The sequence below is a fragment of the Streptomyces sp. NPDC090445 genome, assembly GCF_044769385.1.
GTDB lineage: Bacteria > Actinomycetota > Actinomycetes > Streptomycetales > Streptomycetaceae > Streptomyces.
In genome coordinates, this window is record NZ_JBIVXV010000006.1 from 128,725 (window position 1) to 144,049 (window position 15,325).

The 15,325-nt window shown below is 73.7% G+C and carries 16 protein-coding genes; 7 read left to right on the plus strand and 9 right to left on the minus strand.

Annotated elements, in window-relative coordinates; translation table 11 throughout:
• Positions 1-92 precede the first annotated feature (92 nt).
• From ACIQUT_RS15675 to ACIQUT_RS15690, 4 genes are all read right to left on the minus strand, one after another.
• Positions 93-788, minus strand: a complete 696-nt coding sequence (locus tag ACIQUT_RS15675; RefSeq protein WP_403563402.1) for a hypothetical protein — start codon at positions 786-788, stop codon at positions 93-95.
• Between the two features lie 88 nt (positions 789-876).
• Positions 877-2,007 (minus strand): NAD(P)/FAD-dependent oxidoreductase, encoded by a 1,131-nt coding sequence (locus ACIQUT_RS15680; protein ID WP_403563404.1) that lies wholly within the window; start codon positions 2,005-2,007, stop codon positions 877-879.
• A 52-nt stretch (positions 2,008-2,059) separates the two neighbouring features.
• Positions 2,060-3,691 carry a LodA/GoxA family CTQ-dependent oxidase gene (locus ACIQUT_RS15685; protein ID WP_403563406.1) on the minus strand — a complete coding sequence of 544 codons (1,632 nt, stop codon included), beginning with the start codon at positions 3,689-3,691 and terminating at the stop codon, positions 2,060-2,062.
• 55 nt (positions 3,692-3,746) lie between these two features.
• Positions 3,747-4,523, minus strand: coding sequence for a hypothetical protein (locus tag ACIQUT_RS15690; protein WP_403563408.1), 777 nt, complete (start codon positions 4,521-4,523; stop codon positions 3,747-3,749).
• Between the two features lie 162 nt (positions 4,524-4,685).
• Here ACIQUT_RS15690 and ACIQUT_RS15695 point away from each other — a divergent pair, with 162 nt between their 5' ends.
• The 4 genes from ACIQUT_RS15695 (at position 4,686) to ACIQUT_RS15710 (ending at position 8,119) form a co-directional block, all read left to right on the plus strand.
• On the plus strand, positions 4,686-5,504 hold the full coding sequence (locus tag ACIQUT_RS15695) for a hypothetical protein (protein ID WP_403563410.1): 819 nt from the start codon (positions 4,686-4,688) through the stop codon (positions 5,502-5,504).
• 338 nt (positions 5,505-5,842) lie between these two features.
• The gene (locus ACIQUT_RS15700) at positions 5,843-6,784 is read left to right on the plus strand and encodes an AEC family transporter (RefSeq protein WP_403563412.1); all 942 of its coding nucleotides are present in this window, start codon (positions 5,843-5,845) and stop codon (positions 6,782-6,784) included.
• Between the two features lie 55 nt (positions 6,785-6,839).
• Positions 6,840-7,277, plus strand: a complete 438-nt coding sequence (locus tag ACIQUT_RS15705) for a tyrosinase family oxidase copper chaperone (RefSeq protein ID WP_403563414.1) — start codon at positions 6,840-6,842, stop codon at positions 7,275-7,277.
• Complete coding sequence (locus tag ACIQUT_RS15710) at positions 7,274-8,119, plus strand: tyrosinase family protein (protein WP_403563416.1); 846 nt, start codon at positions 7,274-7,276, stop codon at positions 8,117-8,119. Before ACIQUT_RS15705 ends, ACIQUT_RS15710 begins: the two co-directional genes overlap by 4 nt.
• A 122-nt stretch (positions 8,120-8,241) precedes the next feature.
• Here the strand turns inward: ACIQUT_RS15710 and ACIQUT_RS15715 are convergent, their stop codons facing one another.
• The 4 genes from ACIQUT_RS15715 to ACIQUT_RS15730 all read right to left on the minus strand — a co-directional run bounded on the left by ACIQUT_RS15715 (position 8,242) and on the right by ACIQUT_RS15730 (position 11,542).
• The gene (locus ACIQUT_RS15715) at positions 8,242-9,186 is read right to left on the minus strand and encodes a YhjD/YihY/BrkB family envelope integrity protein (RefSeq protein ID WP_403563418.1); all 945 of its coding nucleotides are present in this window, start codon (positions 9,184-9,186) and stop codon (positions 8,242-8,244) included.
• A 125-nt stretch (positions 9,187-9,311) separates the two neighbouring features.
• The gene (locus ACIQUT_RS15720; RefSeq protein ID WP_403563420.1) at positions 9,312-10,121 is read right to left on the minus strand and encodes a hypothetical protein; all 810 of its coding nucleotides are present in this window, start codon (positions 10,119-10,121) and stop codon (positions 9,312-9,314) included.
• On the minus strand, positions 10,118-10,387 hold the full coding sequence (locus ACIQUT_RS15725) for a protealysin inhibitor emfourin (protein ID WP_403563422.1): 270 nt from the start codon (positions 10,385-10,387) through the stop codon (positions 10,118-10,120). The genes ACIQUT_RS15720 and ACIQUT_RS15725 overlap by 4 nt, the downstream gene beginning before the upstream one ends.
• A gap of 57 nt (positions 10,388-10,444) precedes the next feature.
• A complete protein-coding gene (locus tag ACIQUT_RS15730; RefSeq protein WP_403563424.1) occupies positions 10,445-11,542 on the minus strand; it encodes a M4 family metallopeptidase in 1,098 nt (365 codons plus the stop codon).
• Between the two features lie 344 nt (positions 11,543-11,886).
• Between ACIQUT_RS15730 and ACIQUT_RS15735 the strand changes: the two genes are divergently transcribed.
• The 3 genes from ACIQUT_RS15735 (at position 11,887) to ACIQUT_RS15745 (ending at position 13,753) form a co-directional block, all read left to right on the plus strand.
• Entirely contained in the window at positions 11,887-12,447 is a 561-nt protein-coding gene (locus tag ACIQUT_RS15735; RefSeq protein WP_403563426.1) for a hypothetical protein, read from the plus strand.
• Positions 12,408-13,172 (plus strand): ricin-type beta-trefoil lectin domain protein, encoded by a 765-nt coding sequence (locus ACIQUT_RS15740; RefSeq protein WP_403563428.1) that lies wholly within the window; start codon positions 12,408-12,410, stop codon positions 13,170-13,172. Before ACIQUT_RS15735 ends, ACIQUT_RS15740 begins: the two co-directional genes overlap by 40 nt.
• Positions 13,173-13,330: 158 nt before the next feature.
• On the plus strand, positions 13,331-13,753 hold the full coding sequence (locus tag ACIQUT_RS15745; RefSeq protein WP_403563430.1) for a secondary thiamine-phosphate synthase enzyme YjbQ: 423 nt from the start codon (positions 13,331-13,333) through the stop codon (positions 13,751-13,753).
• Between the two features lie 21 nt (positions 13,754-13,774).
• Here ACIQUT_RS15745 and ACIQUT_RS15750 read toward each other — a convergent pair whose 3' ends face one another.
• Complete coding sequence (locus tag ACIQUT_RS15750; protein WP_403563432.1) at positions 13,775-15,193, minus strand: chloride channel protein; 1,419 nt, start codon at positions 15,191-15,193, stop codon at positions 13,775-13,777.
• Between the last annotated feature and the right edge of the window lie 132 nt (positions 15,194-15,325).

Below are 15,325 nucleotides of genomic sequence, written 5' to 3' on the forward strand. Positions count from 1 at the left end.
GGCAGACGGCGGGCCGGGCCGGGGCTGCCTGACCCGGCCGACCGCCCCGGTCCGGCACCGGTCCGGCACCGGTCCGGGGTCTCGGTGCCGGTTCAGGAGATCGCGTACCACTGGCTGCCCCAGCCGGTGTTGATGGTGCTGGTGGACTGCTCGGCCAGGTTCACCTTGGCGGGCAGGGAGGTCTGGCCGGTCAGCAGGTTGCTGTAGCGCAGCAGCGGCGGGTTGAGCCCGGCGTTGACGGAGATCCCGGCGCCGGTGGCCTTGAGCGTGAGGAGGTTGGTGGCCCAGGTGCCGTTGAGGAGCAGGGCGATGAAGTAGGTGCCGGGTTCGGCCGTGAACGGCTTGGCCAGCGCGAACGGCTTGGCGATCGGATCGGTCATCAGCTGCGGCGAGATGTCCGCGGTGGCCGCCCGCAGGGCGCCGGAGGCGTCGTACACGCCGAGGTAGCAGTCGGCCAGTTGGGCCTGCGGGTCGATCCCGGCCAGCCCCAGCCAGATGTTCGACCACGTGATCCGCTCGTGCAGGACGACACGGACGAGGGTGACCCGGCCGCCGACCCCGGCGGCGGACTGGGCGGTGACGTGGCCCGCGTCGTTGGGGTCGCCCGTCCAGGCCAGCAGGTTCTGGTCCTGGGGCAGCGGCGCCTGGACCACGCGGGGCCCCGGGGAGGCGGGCGCCGGCGAAGAGGCGGTGGCCGGGCGGCCGTCGGCGGGCGCGGTGGTGCAGCCGGTGAGGACGAAGAGCGCGGTGAGCGCGGCGCAGAGGCCGGCGAGGGTACGGGTGTGCATGGTCTCCCCTGGGTTCGGACGACCGAGTGTACGAGCGACCACCGCATCCGAACCACCGTTCCCCCAGGCCCCGTACGCACGAGCCGGCTCAGTCGGTCGTCCCGTGCCGGCGGCGCCAGAACGGGGTGTCCCAACGCTGTTCCCTCCGGTACTGCACGGCCCGCGCGCGCAGGTGTTCCTCGTGGAGGGCGGTGATGCGGCGCGCGTACGCGGCCAGGGCGCCGCTGTCCCCCGCGTGGTCGGCCAGGATCGCGCGCGCCCCCTCCATCCCGGTGGCCAGGGCCATGACGATGCCGCGGGCCGCGAGGGGGTCGGTGGCGGTGGCGGCGTCACCGACCGCCGCCCAGCCCGGTCCGGCAGCGGGGCGGGTGCAGGAGGGGCCGGCTGCGGCCACGGTGAGCTGCCGGGGCGGCTCCCGCCAGGAGGTGATCCGGTGCCGGATGTGGCCGGTGGCCTGTGCCCGGGCCCACCACACGGCCCGGTCGTGCAGGTGCGCTCCGGCGACGAGGTCGGCGTCCGTCATGGCCATCAGCACCCGCCCCCCGTCCGGCAGCGGCGCGGTGTACCACCAGCCCCAGAAGGTGGACTCCACCAGCGAGGTGCGCTCCGGCTCGACCGGCCTTCCGCCCGGCGCAGCGAGGATCCCGGCGACCGCGGTCAGCCGGTCGGAGGGGCAGGGGGTCGCGCCGAGGCGCCGGGCCAGTCGGGCGGGCCTGCCGGTGGCGTCGACGACGTAACGGGCGACGAGGGTGGCGGCGGTTCCGGGGGCTCCCGTCGCGACCCGCCAGTGTCCGGGCAGGCGCTCGACTGCCCGGATCCGCCCGGTCCGGCGGAGGGCGCCGGCGGCCTCGGCCGCCTCCAGGAGGGCGGCGTCGAACCGTGCACGGTCCAGATGCCGGCCCGGCCCGTAAGGCCCGAGGACGGAACTCACCTCCGCGGGGCCGTCCCCGCCCCAGACGGCGCGGCCTCCGTAGCAGGGAGTGTGTCCGTCGAGGGCGACCCGCTCAAGCACGCCCAGGCGTTCCAGGAGCGGCCCCGCCGCGGGGGCGAGGCTCTCCCCGACCCGAGGGCGGTCGGTCGTCGCGGGTGCTGTGAGGACGACGTCCGCCCCGGCCTGCGCGAGGGCCAGAGCCGCCGCGCAGCCGGCCGGTCCGGCGCCTGCGACCAGGACGTCGCAGCTCGCCTCGCAGCCGTCGCGGGACCTCTTCGCACCGCTCACCGCACGGCTCCCGGCCTGATCCACCCGACCGACCCGACCCGGGGACCCGGAGCTACTCGGGCTCGGGGGCGGAGCGTTCGGTCTCGACCAGGGCCTCGGTGCCGTCCGGTCCCGGGCGGGGGACGACGAAGCCGAGGGTGCTCCAGTGCGCGACCATCTCGTTCATGCCGAGGGCGTCGTCCTTGCCGTCGCCGATGCCCCGGTCCCATTCCCGGAACGCCCCGGCCGCGCCGCTCAGGAGCGCGTCGAGCTCCGTCTCGGGCAGCACCTCGTCCGGGCGGGCAGCCGGCCACCAGTAGTTCCGGCACAGGTAGAAGTCGGCCTGCCAGGGCACCGCCATGTACTTGGTGACGTCCCCGGCGGCCAGGTCCTCGCGCAGCCGGAACGGAGCGGACCAGGTGGCCGGGTCGTCGGCGATGAACGTCATCTCGATGCCGGGGAAGAACCCGCCGCCGCCGGCCGGCTCCAGCGCGGCCCGTACGAGGGTGTGCGGCTGCTCCGCGACCGGCAGGGCCTCCAGCGGGACCGGGGCCGGGACGGCGCCGGTCCAGTCGGCCGTGAAGTCGCCCGCGGCCCAGCGCCGCATCCGCTCGTACTGGCCCGGGAGCAGGGTCAGCCAGGTCTCCGGCTGCCTGTCCTCCAGGTGGCCTTCCGCCGAGAGGACCGGCATGAACTCCTTGTTGGCCTGGTCGACGTCCAACGCCCCGGGTGTGCGCAGCATGTCGAAGACGAACTGACGGGTCTTCTGTCCGTCCTCCGCATTGGAGGCCAGCAGGGCGAAGCGGGCGGGCTTGAAGAAGTTCCTCACGCGGCTGCCGTGGTGGGTACGCGCCTGGCTGTTGACCCATGCGAACGCCACCGGCCGCGCCAGCAGGGGGTAGATGTCGCGGGTGAAGGAGACGTCCCGGGGTGTGGGCAGCATGCCCGATGCCCGGGCGGTCTCCAGGGCGACGTCGTACAGCGTGATCAGGTTCTCCGTGTACGGGGCGAAGTCGGTCGGCGCCACCAGGCACCAGGCCTGCGTCACCGGTACCTGCCGGCCGGCCGGTCCCAGGCTCACGGACGCGCGGACCGGTCCGTCGGAGATGTCGTCGCACCAGAAGTCGTTGTTGGCGTAGTGGTCGACGGGATGGGCGGACTTGACCGAGAAGGACGTTCCGAATCCGCCGAGGACGAGCAGCCGGCCGGCCTCGTCCGTGCGCAGTTCGCCCAGCGGAACGGTCTCCCCGAGGAAGGTGCCGCTGTCGAACCGGGCGCCCCGACCGTCCTGGGAGGGGCCGGTCACGCTGCGGGGGCCGGGCCGGACGACCAGCTCGGCGCGGGCGGCGGTGTCGGCGGGGTCCTTGTGCAGGTTGCGTCGGTGGTCGTCGGAGGTGGACTGCCCGGAGCGGCCGTCGAACCGGAACCACGCGCCCTTGGCGTTCGCCAGTTCGGCGGTCCAGGTGATCCGGGCCTCGGCCGAGGTCAGTTCACCGAGAACGGCACCGGACCGGTCGTAGGCGTACACCCGGAACCGGGCGGCCTGCCGTTTGATCCGGCCGACGGCGTCCCTGAAGCCGCCGGCGGGGCGGGGCGGGATGCCCGGGGATTCCGGGCCGATGAAGAACTCGTCGGGGCTGTCGCCGACGCGGGCGAGCCCGATCGACGGGTGGATCTCGCAGTGGTCGATGTCGTCGAGGTGCACGGCCCCTCCAGGTCAGGGATGTGAACGGGCCCAGGTCAGGGGTGTGACGGGGCGGTCAGTGGCCGTGGCCGTGGCCGCCCCCGCCCCCGCCGCTGCCGCTGCCCGAGGCCAGTTCCCCCTCCTGGAAGTAGAACTCCCGCTTCAGCGTGAACCGCAGGTCGATGGTGCCCGGCCCGCCGGCTCCGCCGTCCAGGAGGCGGGCCGCCACCTGCTGTCCCTCGGCCAGCCTGTCCGGAATGCTGTCGGACCTGCCGGAGACGGCGAGCCGCGGCCCCTTCGCCAGGAGGTCGTCGGTGAGCGACACACCGGAGACGCTCCGGATGTCGCCGATCTGCAGCAAGTGGTCGAAATCGGGTGGCGTGACGATCCGGTGCGCGAGGAACCGTTCGCTTCCCTTCCCGAAGGCGAGGTACGTGAGCTCCGGCGGCCGGGCCTCCTGCTCGTCCAGGCGCCGGAAGTGCACCACGCGCCGGACGTTGACCCGCACCGCCTCGACGACGATCACTGTGCTGGTGTCGAAGTGGCCCCGCACCAGATCTCCCGTGAACGAGGTCAGCACGGGCTGCCCCGCGGGCGTGACCAGCTCGGTGATGCTGAACGGCTCGGGGGCGAGCGTGTAGAGGTCCGTTCCCGTCTGATGGCGGTCCTCGACATACAACTTCTGTGCGTTGCCCGCGTCGTTGTCCAGGGTCACTTCGAGCAGCACCTGGAAGGCATGGGCGGGCGGGGAGAACATCGGCAGGTGGGACAGGTAGACCGTCTCCTCACCCACCACTGCCATTCCGTGGAATTTCTTGGGTTCGCCGACCGGCATCGATCTCATCTCCAGCATGCGTCAGCTGTCGTGGCAGCTGTGGGAGGGATGCATCCGAGTCGCTTTCAAGCCTGGCACCTCGACGCGGAGATCGCCATCGCGGTGCGGGACGCTCGCGCCCACTCCGAGCCGGCGGTAATGCGGGTGTGTTCCCCCGTGCCGTACGCCTACGCTCGGCGCATGGATCCCGGCACCCTCGCCTGCGTCGTCGTGCCCGTCACAGCCGTGCTGTACGGGCAGCTCGGCCTGCTCCGACGGCGCCGGGAACGGGGGTACCGGGTCATGGCCGAGCGCTGCGCCGAGGTCCTGCGGGATCCCTACCGGGCCGCCGCCGGCCGGGGCTGGCTCCAGGACGATACGCAGGCGGCCGCCGCCCGGCTGCTGCTCGACGGGCTGGTCAGCGTCAACCACCGCGGCAACCTGAGCCTCACCGCGGCCGGCGCCGACCCCGCACGGACCGCCGGACATCCGCTGCCGGACGCCCTGCTCGCGGCGCTGCGCCGGCGCACCGCGCCCGCAGCCCTCGGCAGCATCAGGCTCCGGGACACCGGCTTCAACACCACCCGGGAGGCGTTCCACGCGGCCGGGCACGCCCGCGTGGAGCACGGGATTCCGGCGCTCGCGAGCGACCCTGCCGGTCGGCCGGCCCGCATCGGGAACCTGTCGGCCGCCGTGCTGGTGATGCTGTTCACCGCGGTCGCCCTGGCCGGCCTCCCGGCGCCCCGCGGTGCGGTGGAGTCGGCGGCGGTCGCCGTCTCCGCCATCGGGCTGGTCGCGCAGATCGCCTGGTTCAGCCCGTACGAACGCCTGCGCACCGTGTACGCCCGGCGCGACCCGTGGAAGGACCGGGCGGCCGGGCTCGACGTGCACCCGGCGCTCGCGGAACTGGCCCGCCTGGACCCGGAGGCCGCGGAGCGGCTGCGGGTCAGCCGGCTGCGGACACGCCGGGGACGCAACCGGGGCCGGCCCCGGCGCCGCCCGGCCCCGGCCGAGGCCTGACGCGGCCCCGTCCCCGCGGGACGAAGCCGTTCCCCAGCCCCGCCCCTTCCCGAAACCGGGCTCCGCCCGGACCCGGTGCGCTCAAACGCCGCGCGGGCTGGATTGTGCCGCTGCGCGGCAATTCCAGCCTCGCCGGCGTTTGAGGCGCTGGGGGTGCCCCCCAGCGGTAGCTGGGGGAGGGTCTGGGGGCGGAGCCCACACCACGCGGCGGAGCCGCATATCCGGTACGGCGGGAAGGGGCGGGGTGGGGAACGGCTCCGCGCAGCGGGGAGCGGCCTACGATCCGGTCGTCGGCAGGGTCCCGTCAGGGGGATCGGCGGGGAGCGGGGGGCGCACGCATGGGAGCGGTGGAGGCTCTGGAGAAGCTGGCACCGGTGGTGCTGGCCTTCGGCTGCGGGGTCGTCCTCGCCCGACGCAAGGTGGTTCCGGCCGGGAGTTCCAAGGTCTTCGCGGACTACGCGTTCCTCTTCGCCGTCCCGTGCTTCCTGTTCGGGAACATCTACCGCAGCGATCTGGGGGCCTTGTTCCACTGGCGGGCCGTCACGGGGTACGCGGCCGCCGCCTGTGCCGCGGCCGTGCTGACCGGTGTCACCGCACGGGCGTTGGGCGTGCGGGATCCGCGCGGGGTCGCGCTGCGCATCATGGCCGCCGTGCAGGTCAACACGGCCTACTTCGCCGTGCCGGTGTTCATCATGCTGTTCGGGGACGCGGCGCCGATCTTCCCGGTGCTGTTGTTCCAGGTCTGCGTGCTGTCGCTGGTCGTCATCTCGATCATGGAGTTGGGGCGTCCGGACCGCGCGGGGAGCCCGGTCCGGCGGCTCGGGTCGGCGGTCGCGGCCTCGCTGCTGACGCCGGTCGTGGTGGCGTGCAACGCGGGCATCGCGCTCAACGTCCTCTCCGTCCCGGTGCCCGGGGTCGTGCTCGACAGTTTCGCGTTCGTCGGTGACAGCGCCTCGCCCGTGGCGCTGTTCGCCCTCGGGCTGCATCTCGGGGGCAGCGGGTCGGCGGTCCGCGGCACCACGCTGGAGGAGGTGTGGCTCGTCGCCGCCAAGTGTGTCGGCCTCCCCCTGCTCACGTTCGCGGTGTGCCGGTACGCCTTCGGGGTGGAGGGCGAGCGGTTGAGCCAGCTGGTCCTGATCGCGGCGATGCCGGCGCCGCAGAACCTGTTCGTCTTCGCGCAGCGCTACGGCGTGGGCGTCGACACGTCCGCCGCGCTCGTCGTGAAGAGTTCGGTCGTCGCGCTGCTGTTGCTCCCGTTGTGGACCCAGTGGGCGGTGTGACCTGCGACGGGTCCGTGACGAGGCTGTCACGAGATCCGTGGTACATGTTCATGTCATGAAGAAGATCACTCGTAGACAGGCCCTGGGCACCGCCGCCGGCGCGGCGACCGCCCTCGGCCTGACTGTCCTCGTCATGTGGGACTCGGCCAAGCCCTCGCCGACCCCCGATCCGAAGGCGCAGCCCGGCGGCGTGAGCGCCTCGGGCCTTTCCATACCCGCCAACGGCATCGACGAGGTGTTCGAGGGGCGTCGCGTCCAGATTTCCCTCGGCAAGGGGGGCGGCGGCCACGAAGGGCACGGACTGCCCGCCTGGCCCAGCATCAAGATCGACGGCAATGAGCTGCACATCATGCGCAACGCCGACGGCACCTGGGTGAGCGTCATGAACCACTACGAGAGCTTCCCCGACCCCCTCGCGGCCGCACGCGCCGCCGTCCGCACCCTCCAGGGCGGCCACCTCGCCCCGTTCGCCCCCGAGGGGGCCGCGCAGTGACCGTCCGCAAGAGCCAGGCCACGCTCACCGCCGACGAGAAGCGCGCTTTCACCAACGCGCTGCTCGAACTCAAGCGCACCGGCGTCTACGACCGGTTCGTCACCACGCACAACGCCTTCCTCAGGTCCGACTCCGACTTCGGTGACCGGGTCGGCCACCGCGGCCCGTCGTTCCTGCCGTGGCACCGGCGCTTCCTGCTGGACTTCGAGGCCGAGCTGCAGAAGGTGGACCCGAAGGTCGCCCTCCCGTACTGGGACTGGACCGTGGACCGCACCCCCGCCTCCTCGTTGTGGGCCCCGGACTTCATGGGCGGCACCGGCCGGCCGCAGGACGGCCAGGTGCTCGACGGCCCGTTCGCGTACTCCGGGCGCAGGTGGAACATCACGGTGGGCGTGGACCGGTATCCGTTCCTGCGGCGTTCGCTCGGGGCGGGCGGCGCCCAGCTGCCGACCAAGGCCGAGGTGAACGCCGTACTGGACATGCCCGAGTACGACGCGGCTCCCTGGAACAGCTCCTCGGGCGGCTTCCGCAACCACCTGGAGGGGTGGCGCGGCGCCGGGCTGCACAACCGGGTCCACGTGTGGGTCGGCGGGCACATGCTCACCGCGGCCTCCCCCAACGACCCGGTGTTCTGGATGCACCACGCCTTCGTCGACATGCTCTGGGCCGAGTGGCAGCGGCGTCACCCGAAGTCCCCCTATCTGCCGGCCGCCGCCACGCCGAACGTGGTCGACCTGCGCCGGCCGATGCGGCCCTGGAACAACGTGACACCGGCCGACATGCTGGACCACCGCAGGTTCTACACCTTCGACACCGAGGGGGCCGCGCCGCGCCGACCGTAGTCCGGCCCGGCCGTGGTCCGGCCCGGCCGTGGTCCGGCCCGGCCGTGGTCCGGCCCGGCCGTGGGCGGCGGGCGGTGGCGGGCCGTGGGCGGCGGGTCCGCCCGCCGCAGGAGCACGGCCGGTCACGGCGGTGCGTGCCGCCAGGATCCCGGGTGGGCCCGGCGCCGGGGCGGACTGCCCAGACGCCGGGCCAGGTACGGTTCCTGGGCGATCGCGGCGCCCGCGGCCATGCTCACGGTGACCCCGACGCACACCACGATCAGCCACGACAGCAGGACGAACACCGGGCCCGTCGAACCGTAGGCGTCCAGTGCCCGGTTGAGGGCGCGCGGCATGTAGAAGCGGGCGGTGAAGGCCAGCCCGGTGACCACGACCGCGGTGAGCACCGCGCCGGGCAGCAGTGCCCGGGGGGCCAGCCGGCCGCCGAGCAGCAGGTGCTGGGTCCACCACCAGGCCGCCGTCTGCAGGGCCAGGGCGAGGGGGATGCCGAGCCACAGGCCGGCCCCGAAGCCCTGGCGCACGGGGCCCTGCACCAGCAGCACCACCATCCACGCCGCGAGCCAGGCGACCCACTTCCAGACCGCGATCCGGGCCTCCGTGCGCGGGATCTCCCAGGCGCGTTTGCACAGCCGCTGCATGGCCCGGCTCACGGCGGTCGCGGAGACGAGGACCATGAGCCCGCCGACGAGGCCGACCGCGCTGCGGAAGTCCTCGTCCTCGTCCCGGGAGCCCTTCCCGAGGAGGTCTCCCAGCTGCGCGGCGGTCGGCCCGGTCAGCCCGAACGTGGTCCGCACGGAGTCGATCATCTGCTCGCTCACGCCGTCCGGGGCGAGCGAGGCGACGACGAACAGCAGCGGCACCGCGGTCAGGAAGACCTGGGCGGCGAGCCGGGTGGCGGAGTCGAAGACGTTCACCGAGATGAGCCGTTCGATGACGTGGGTGATCACCGGGAAGCGGGTCTCGGCCCGCTCCTGCCGCCGCTTGGCCGCCGCGGCCAGCTTCCGGGACCGGGTACGCCACCGGGACGGGCGCCGGGCGCCGCGAGCGGAGGGATGTCGGCCGCGCATGGGGCCCAATCTCCCACTCCCGGCGCGCGGCAGCCGCGTCCCGCGCGTATGCGGCCTGCAGGATCCCCCGTCGGACCCAGACCCGGCCGCCGGGCCACCCCGGCCGCCCGGGCTCCGGCCGCCTGTTACGGCGCCAGGTCGCGGGCGAGGGCGGTCATGACCGCCCGGGTCTTGGTCTCACCGGTCTGCGGCGGGGTGATGCCGAGCTCGCGCAGGGCGTCGGCAAGCAGCCGCCCGGCCTCCGCCGCGTCGGACAGGTCCGCGCGGACCGACACCTCCAGGAAGCGCAGGCCGTGTCCGGTGGTAGCAGTGGTCGCGGTGGTCGTCGTGGTGGCGACGGTCCACTCCTCGATCGCCACGGCGCGGGGCAGACCGTCCCAGTCCTGCTTCCATTTGACGGCGTGCACCGGACCCAGTGCCGTGAGGCCCCCGAGGCCCTCCCCGGTCAGGCCGACGGCGCCGAGCAGTTCGCGGTGCCGGTCCGTGAGCATGCCGTCGAGCGAGCCGGACCGTTCCGCGTCGTGTGCCGCGCCGGCGTCCCGCTCGGCCTGGAGCGCGGCCGCCAGTACGGGGGTGAAGGCCGGGCCGGGCCGGTCCTCCTCGACGGTGAACTCCCAGTCGTCGCCCTCGCGGTCCTTCCGCCACGGGGCCGGCAGGGCGGGGCAGGGCCGCAGCTTGACGGTCATGTCGGCGTCGGGGCGGGAGCCGCGGCCGGTGTCGTCGCGGCGCAGGCGCAGGATGACGCCGCGGTCGAGGAGCGGCAGCGTGACGGCGGTGTCGGCCGCCGCCGCCGGCTGCGGGCGGTCCCAGAAGTGGATGGACCGGCGGCGCCCGTCGGAGCGGTCGAGTCCGAGGGCGTCGAGGGCCGCGGCGGCCTCCGCCCCGGCAAAGCTGATCTTGATTTCCGCGGCCTTGGCCTCGGGGGACCCGTTCATTGCGTTCCCTCCTGGAGTACGCGCTCGACCAGCTCTTCCAGGGCGTCGCCGGTGTCGGGGTCGGCGAATTCCACGGTGCGGCCGTCCACGGTCACGGTGTACCGGTAGCCGTCGGGGACCCCGGCCGGGGTCCCCGGCCCCGCTTCGGCGAGGACCTGGCGGGCGAGGCGTTCGAGTTCGGCCGCGTCGGGCCGGCCGGTCGTCTCCAGCACGGCCCGACGCGTGATTCCGGCGATGCCCCCGGTCCGGGTCACCTCGATGCGCATGGCACCGCTGCGACGGGGCCGGGCCGGGGGGCGGCTGTGCTGCGGGGCGGGTCCGGCTCAGCCATTGCCGTTGCCGTTGACGCCGACGTGCGCCCAGGCCTTGATGACCGCCTCGTACTCCATCCCCCGCCCGTAGCGCCGCTCGGTCGCCGTGACGGTGGCGCGGGCGAAGTCCTTGAAGTCGGCGCGCGGGGTCAGCTCCCCGGAGGTGAGGGTGTCGTACCAGATCTGGCCCGCCCGCTCCCAGGCGAAGCCGCCGATCTGGTTCGCGACCAGGTAGAACGCGTGGTTCGGGATACCGGAGTTGATGTGGACGCCGCCGTTGTCGAGGTCCGTCTCGACGTAGCGGTCCATGCTGTCCGGCTGGGGGTCCTTGCCGCCGAGCAGGCGGTCGTCGTAGGCCGTGCCCGGCGCCTTCATCGAGCGCAGGGCCTGGCCGCGCACCGTCGGTGTGAACAGTCCGGCGCCGATCAGCCAGTCGGCCTCCTCCGCCGTCTGGCGGCGGGCGTACTGCTTGACGAGGCTGCCGAAGACGTCCGACACCGACTCGTTGAGCGCGCCGGACTGGTCCTCGTACACGAGGTCGGCCGTGTACTGGGTGATGCCGTGGGTCATTTCGTGGGCGGGGATGTCGACGGCGATGGTGAAGTCGTTGAAGACGATGCCGTCGCCGTCACCGAAGATCATCTGGCGGCCGTTCCAGATGGCGTTGTTGTACTTCCGGCGGAAGTGGGCGGTCGCGTCGAGCCGGAGGTTCCGGTCGTCGATGGAGTGGCGGCCGTAGACCTCCTCGAAGAAGGCGAACGTGAGGCCGAGGCCGTCGTAGGCGCGGTTCACCGTGCCGTCGACCACGGGGTCGGAGCCCTCGGTCCGGACGACGTCGCCGGGGAGTTCGCGGGTCTCGTGGGTGTCGAAGACCGTCCGCTCCAGGACGCCCGCGGTGACGGGGGCACGCGTCACCTCCCTCGGTGCGGCGGCGCGGACCTCGCGGAGCCGGGCGTCGACCTCCAGCGTCTTCTCGGCGGCTTCGCGGATCCTCGGGTCGTCCGCTTCGGCGAGGTTCTCGAGGATGTAGGGGGGAAGGACGGCGCAGTGGCAGGTGCCGGACGCGGACGGGCGGTGCGCACCGTCGCCGGCGGAGTGAGTGGGATGCACAGGGCCAGACTCCCGCCGGTCGCGGCGCGGGACCGGCGCCACCCCGGGGATCTCACCCGGGGAACCGTTCCGGCTCGTCCGAACAGCCTCGCGGCGCACACCCACACGGCGGCGTGTCCGGGCCCGGCGCCGCCGTCGCCCCGCCCGCCGTACGCCTGGCCGTCCCACCGGGCCGGGGCGGGTCAACTCCTGTGCTCAGTAGGGCGCTTGAGATCCCTCACCTATCATGCGTTCGATTCCGGATGCCTGTGTGCGATTCCGTGCCCGGGGTCCGGAGCGAACCACGAGAGAGGCAACGGGGACGTGGGATTCAGATCCGGAAAACGGGCTTCGGTGGTCGCGGTGTGCACCGCCGCGGCAATCGTGGGCGGCCTGCAGATGTCGTACAGCGCCTCGGCACCGAGGACGACGGCAGCGGGCCGGCGGCCGCCGCCACCCCGGGCATACCGGCGCTCGAAGAAGCGCCCGACGCGCACGCGGAGGACACCGCCGCCTCCACCAGCGACCACACCGCGTTCAGGAACGGCGTCATGGCGCTCAGCGCCGGAAGCGCGCAGTCCGCGGCGGCGCGGGCGGCCGCGGCCGCCGGCCCGCCCCAGGGCGAGGGGTGGAAGATCCACCAGGCGACGAAGTGGCTGCCGACCGGCTACACGGTCAAGTTCTACGACCAGAAGTCCGCGGACTGGCTGGCTCCCTATGTGAAGGCGTCGGCGGCGGACCTCCAGCGCGTCACGAACCTGCCCGTCACCGTCGACACGCGGCCGGTGGGCTGGGATTACGTGAGGCCCAAGGGCGAGGTGGTCATGGGTGTGCTGCACCACCCGTGCAAGCCGCCCGCGGGCGAGGGCAGCATGGGCAGCACGGGGTGGACGGTGGTCCGGGACGGTCCGGGACGGCCAACCTGAGCTGCGGCCTCACCAGCTCCTCCGCGCCGGACACCGCGACCAGCGGACACGCCTACATCGACGACGCGTTCTTCACCCCGCAGGGCAAGCCGACCGCCTCCATGGGCGAGACGTACATGAAGAACCACATCAGCCACGAGCTCGGCCACACCCTGGGCCTCGCCCACGCGAACCGCAGCATGGAGAAGGGCGACTGCGCCAAGGGCTCCGACTCCGGCCAGTTCCCGGTGATGTGCTCGCCCGCGTACGCCTACCAGGACAAGCGGGCCGGCACGTACGTCCAGCAGTTCGACGTACAGGGCCTGCGCCGGCTCGCCGCCGGGGGCGGGGCCGCGCTGCCGTCGCAGGGCAAGGTGGCCGGCCTGGGCGGCAAGTGCCTGGACGCCGAGGGCGGCAAGGCCGACAACGGCACCCGGATCCAGCTGTACACCTGCAACGGCACCGTGGCGCAGTCCTGGATCCTCTACAAGGACGGCACGTTCCGGGCCCTGGGCAAGTGCCTCGACAACTCCCGCAACGCCGACACCAACGGCAACAAGATCCAGCTCTGGGACTGCAACGGCTCCGCCGCCCAGCGCTGGTCGGTCAACACCAAGGGCCAGATCGTGAACGCCGGAACGGGCAAGGTGCTCGACGTGAAGGGCGGCGCGACCGCCAACGGCACCCCGGTCCAGCTGTACGCGGCGAACGCCGACAAGCGGCAGGTCCGGGTGGCTCCCCAGTAGCACCCGGCCGGGCCGGCGGGCCGCTCCGGCACACGGGGGCGGGCCCGCCGGCCACCGGGCCACCGGGCCACCGGGCCACCGGGCCACCGGGCCACCGGGCCACCGGGCCACCGGGCGGGTGTGCCCTCCGCGCGCCGTGATGGTCCACCATGGTGCCCATGTCCGACCGATTCACCACCCGGGTGCTCGACCTGGCCACCGGCCGTTCCGAGACCGTCACCGACCTCACCCGCCACTGCGAGCGGTTCCTGTCCGAAGCCGCGGCCGGCCGCGACGGACTGCTCAACGTGTTCGTGCCCCACGCCACCGCGGGCATCGCCGTCATCGAGACCGGCGCCGGCAGCGATCACGACCTGCTGGCCGCCCTCCGCACCCTGCTGCCCGCGGACGACCGCTGGCAGCACCGCCACGGCTCCCCCGGCCACGGCCGCGACCACGTCCTGCCCGCCTTCGTCCCGCCCCACGCGACCCTGCCGGTCCTCGGCGGGCGCCTCCAGCTCGGCACCTGGCAGTCCGTCTGCCTGGTCGACACGAACAAGGACAACCCCGACCGCCAGGTCCGCCTGTCGTTCCTCGGCTAGCTGCCGGGGTCGGTCGGGGCGTCAGGTCGACTCCGGGCGGGCGAGGACCGGGCCGGGCGGGCGGCGGCGGTACACGACGAAGCGGCTGGTGATGAACGCCACGACGGAGGCGATGACGACGAGCGGCACCTGGTTCTGGGCGTCGGGGCCGAGCAGCAGGGCCCCGAGCACCGCGCTGGTCAGGGGCAGGCCGCTGACCACCGCGGTCGCGGCGGCGATGCCGACGCCGAGCGCCGGGGTGGCGCCGAAGCCCGGCAGCCCCGCGCAGGCGATGGCCAGCGCGGCGCCGATCAGCACGGCCGGGAAGATGGGACCGCCGCGCAGGGCGCCCAGGCAGATGCCCCAGGCCAGGCCCTTGAAGAGGACCAGGGCGAGCAGTGCGCCCACGGGCCAGGCGGCGTAGTTCCCGGCGAGTTCGCCCAGGGTGATCTGGCCGGAGAGCGCCGCCTCCTCCGGGGAGCGGCCGGTGGTCAGCGCGTAGGCGGTGATGCAGACCCCTACGGCGAGGGCGGCCAGCACGGTGTTGCGTGCCGTGTTGCGCCGGGTCCAGGCGAGGACCGGCCGGCCGAATTCGTGCGCGACGCTGACCACGACCGCGACGGCGACCGCGACGGGGATGCCCCACAGGAAGTCCCCCGCGTCGGGGTGGGTGTCGGGCGGGACCTGCGGCAGGGTCAGGCCGCCGATGGGCAGGCCGGTCCACTCGCCGAGGCTGTCGAAGACGACGGCTCCGGCGGCGCTGGCCACGAGGCAGGGCAGCAGCAGGACGACGAGCTGGGGCCCGGCCAGTCCGGCCGCCTCGACGACCATCAGGGCGGCGACGATCGGCCCGCCGAGGATGGTGGAGATGGCGGCGGTCGATCCGGTGGTGGCGACGATCGCCTGGATCTTCGGTTCCACCGGGCGTTTCGCGGCGTGCAGCCACAGCAGGGCGAGGCCGCTGCCGAGGGCCATCAGCGGGGCCTCGGGGCCCAGGGCGGCGCCGAGCGGGAGGACGGTGAGGGCCGAGAGCACGACGCCGGGCAGTTCGCGGGGCCCCATGGGGGCTCCGCGGAGGCCGTTGACCGGTACGTGGCCGCCGCCGCCCGGCATCCGGGTGATGATCGGGGCCGCGATCAGCCCGGCCAGCAGCAGGGCGGGCAGGGCCCACCACCAGGGTGCCCGGTCGAAGCCGAGGCTCTGGGGGAGGGACTCCCACAGGAGGTGTTGCAGGTAGTGCTGGAAGCTGACGAAGAAGAAGCAGGCCGCGGCGACGGGCACGCCGATGAGGACGGAGAGCAGCATCAGGCGGGCGTAGCCGCGGCTGAGCATGATCGCGCGGAGTGCGGGCTCGGCGTCGGCGGGCGAGACGTGGGGGTCGGCCTGCAGGCCGGGCGCGGTCGCGATCGACGACGGGGGCGGGGGCGGTGGTGGCGGCGACGGCCGGTCGGACGGGGTCACGGCCGCTCCCGGGCGTCGGTGCGGAGGTCCGCGAGGGGGCGGCGGACGGTGGATTCGTCAGCGGTGTCGTCACCCTGCATGTGTGACCTCCTGGTGGCCCTGGTCCAGGCAAACCCGGGCGGTCGGCTGCGG

Bases quoted from the DNA above. Each gene is read 5' to 3' on its own strand.
- ACIQUT_RS15675 (WP_403563402.1), bottom strand. From the start codon at position 788: ATGCACACCCGTACCCTCGCCGGCCTCTGCGCCGCGCTCACCGCGCTC.
- ACIQUT_RS15690 (WP_403563408.1), bottom strand. From the start codon at position 4,523: ATGCTGGAGATGAGATCGATGCCGGTCGGCGAACCCAAGAAATTCCAC.
- ACIQUT_RS15695 (WP_403563410.1), top strand. From the start codon at position 4,686: ATGGATCCCGGCACCCTCGCCTGCGTCGTCGTGCCCGTCACAGCCGTG.
- ACIQUT_RS15700 (WP_403563412.1), top strand. From the start codon at position 5,843: ATGGGAGCGGTGGAGGCTCTGGAGAAGCTGGCACCGGTGGTGCTGGCC.
- ACIQUT_RS15705 (WP_403563414.1), top strand. From the start codon at position 6,840: ATGAAGAAGATCACTCGTAGACAGGCCCTGGGCACCGCCGCCGGCGCG.
- ACIQUT_RS15715 (WP_403563418.1), bottom strand. From the start codon at position 9,186: ATGCGCGGCCGACATCCCTCCGCTCGCGGCGCCCGGCGCCCGTCCCGG.
- ACIQUT_RS15720 (WP_403563420.1), bottom strand. From the start codon at position 10,121: ATGAACGGGTCCCCCGAGGCCAAGGCCGCGGAAATCAAGATCAGCTTT.
- ACIQUT_RS15725 (WP_403563422.1), bottom strand. From the start codon at position 10,387: ATGCGCATCGAGGTGACCCGGACCGGGGGCATCGCCGGAATCACGCGT.
- ACIQUT_RS15745 (WP_403563430.1), top strand. From the start codon at position 13,331: ATGTCCGACCGATTCACCACCCGGGTGCTCGACCTGGCCACCGGCCGT.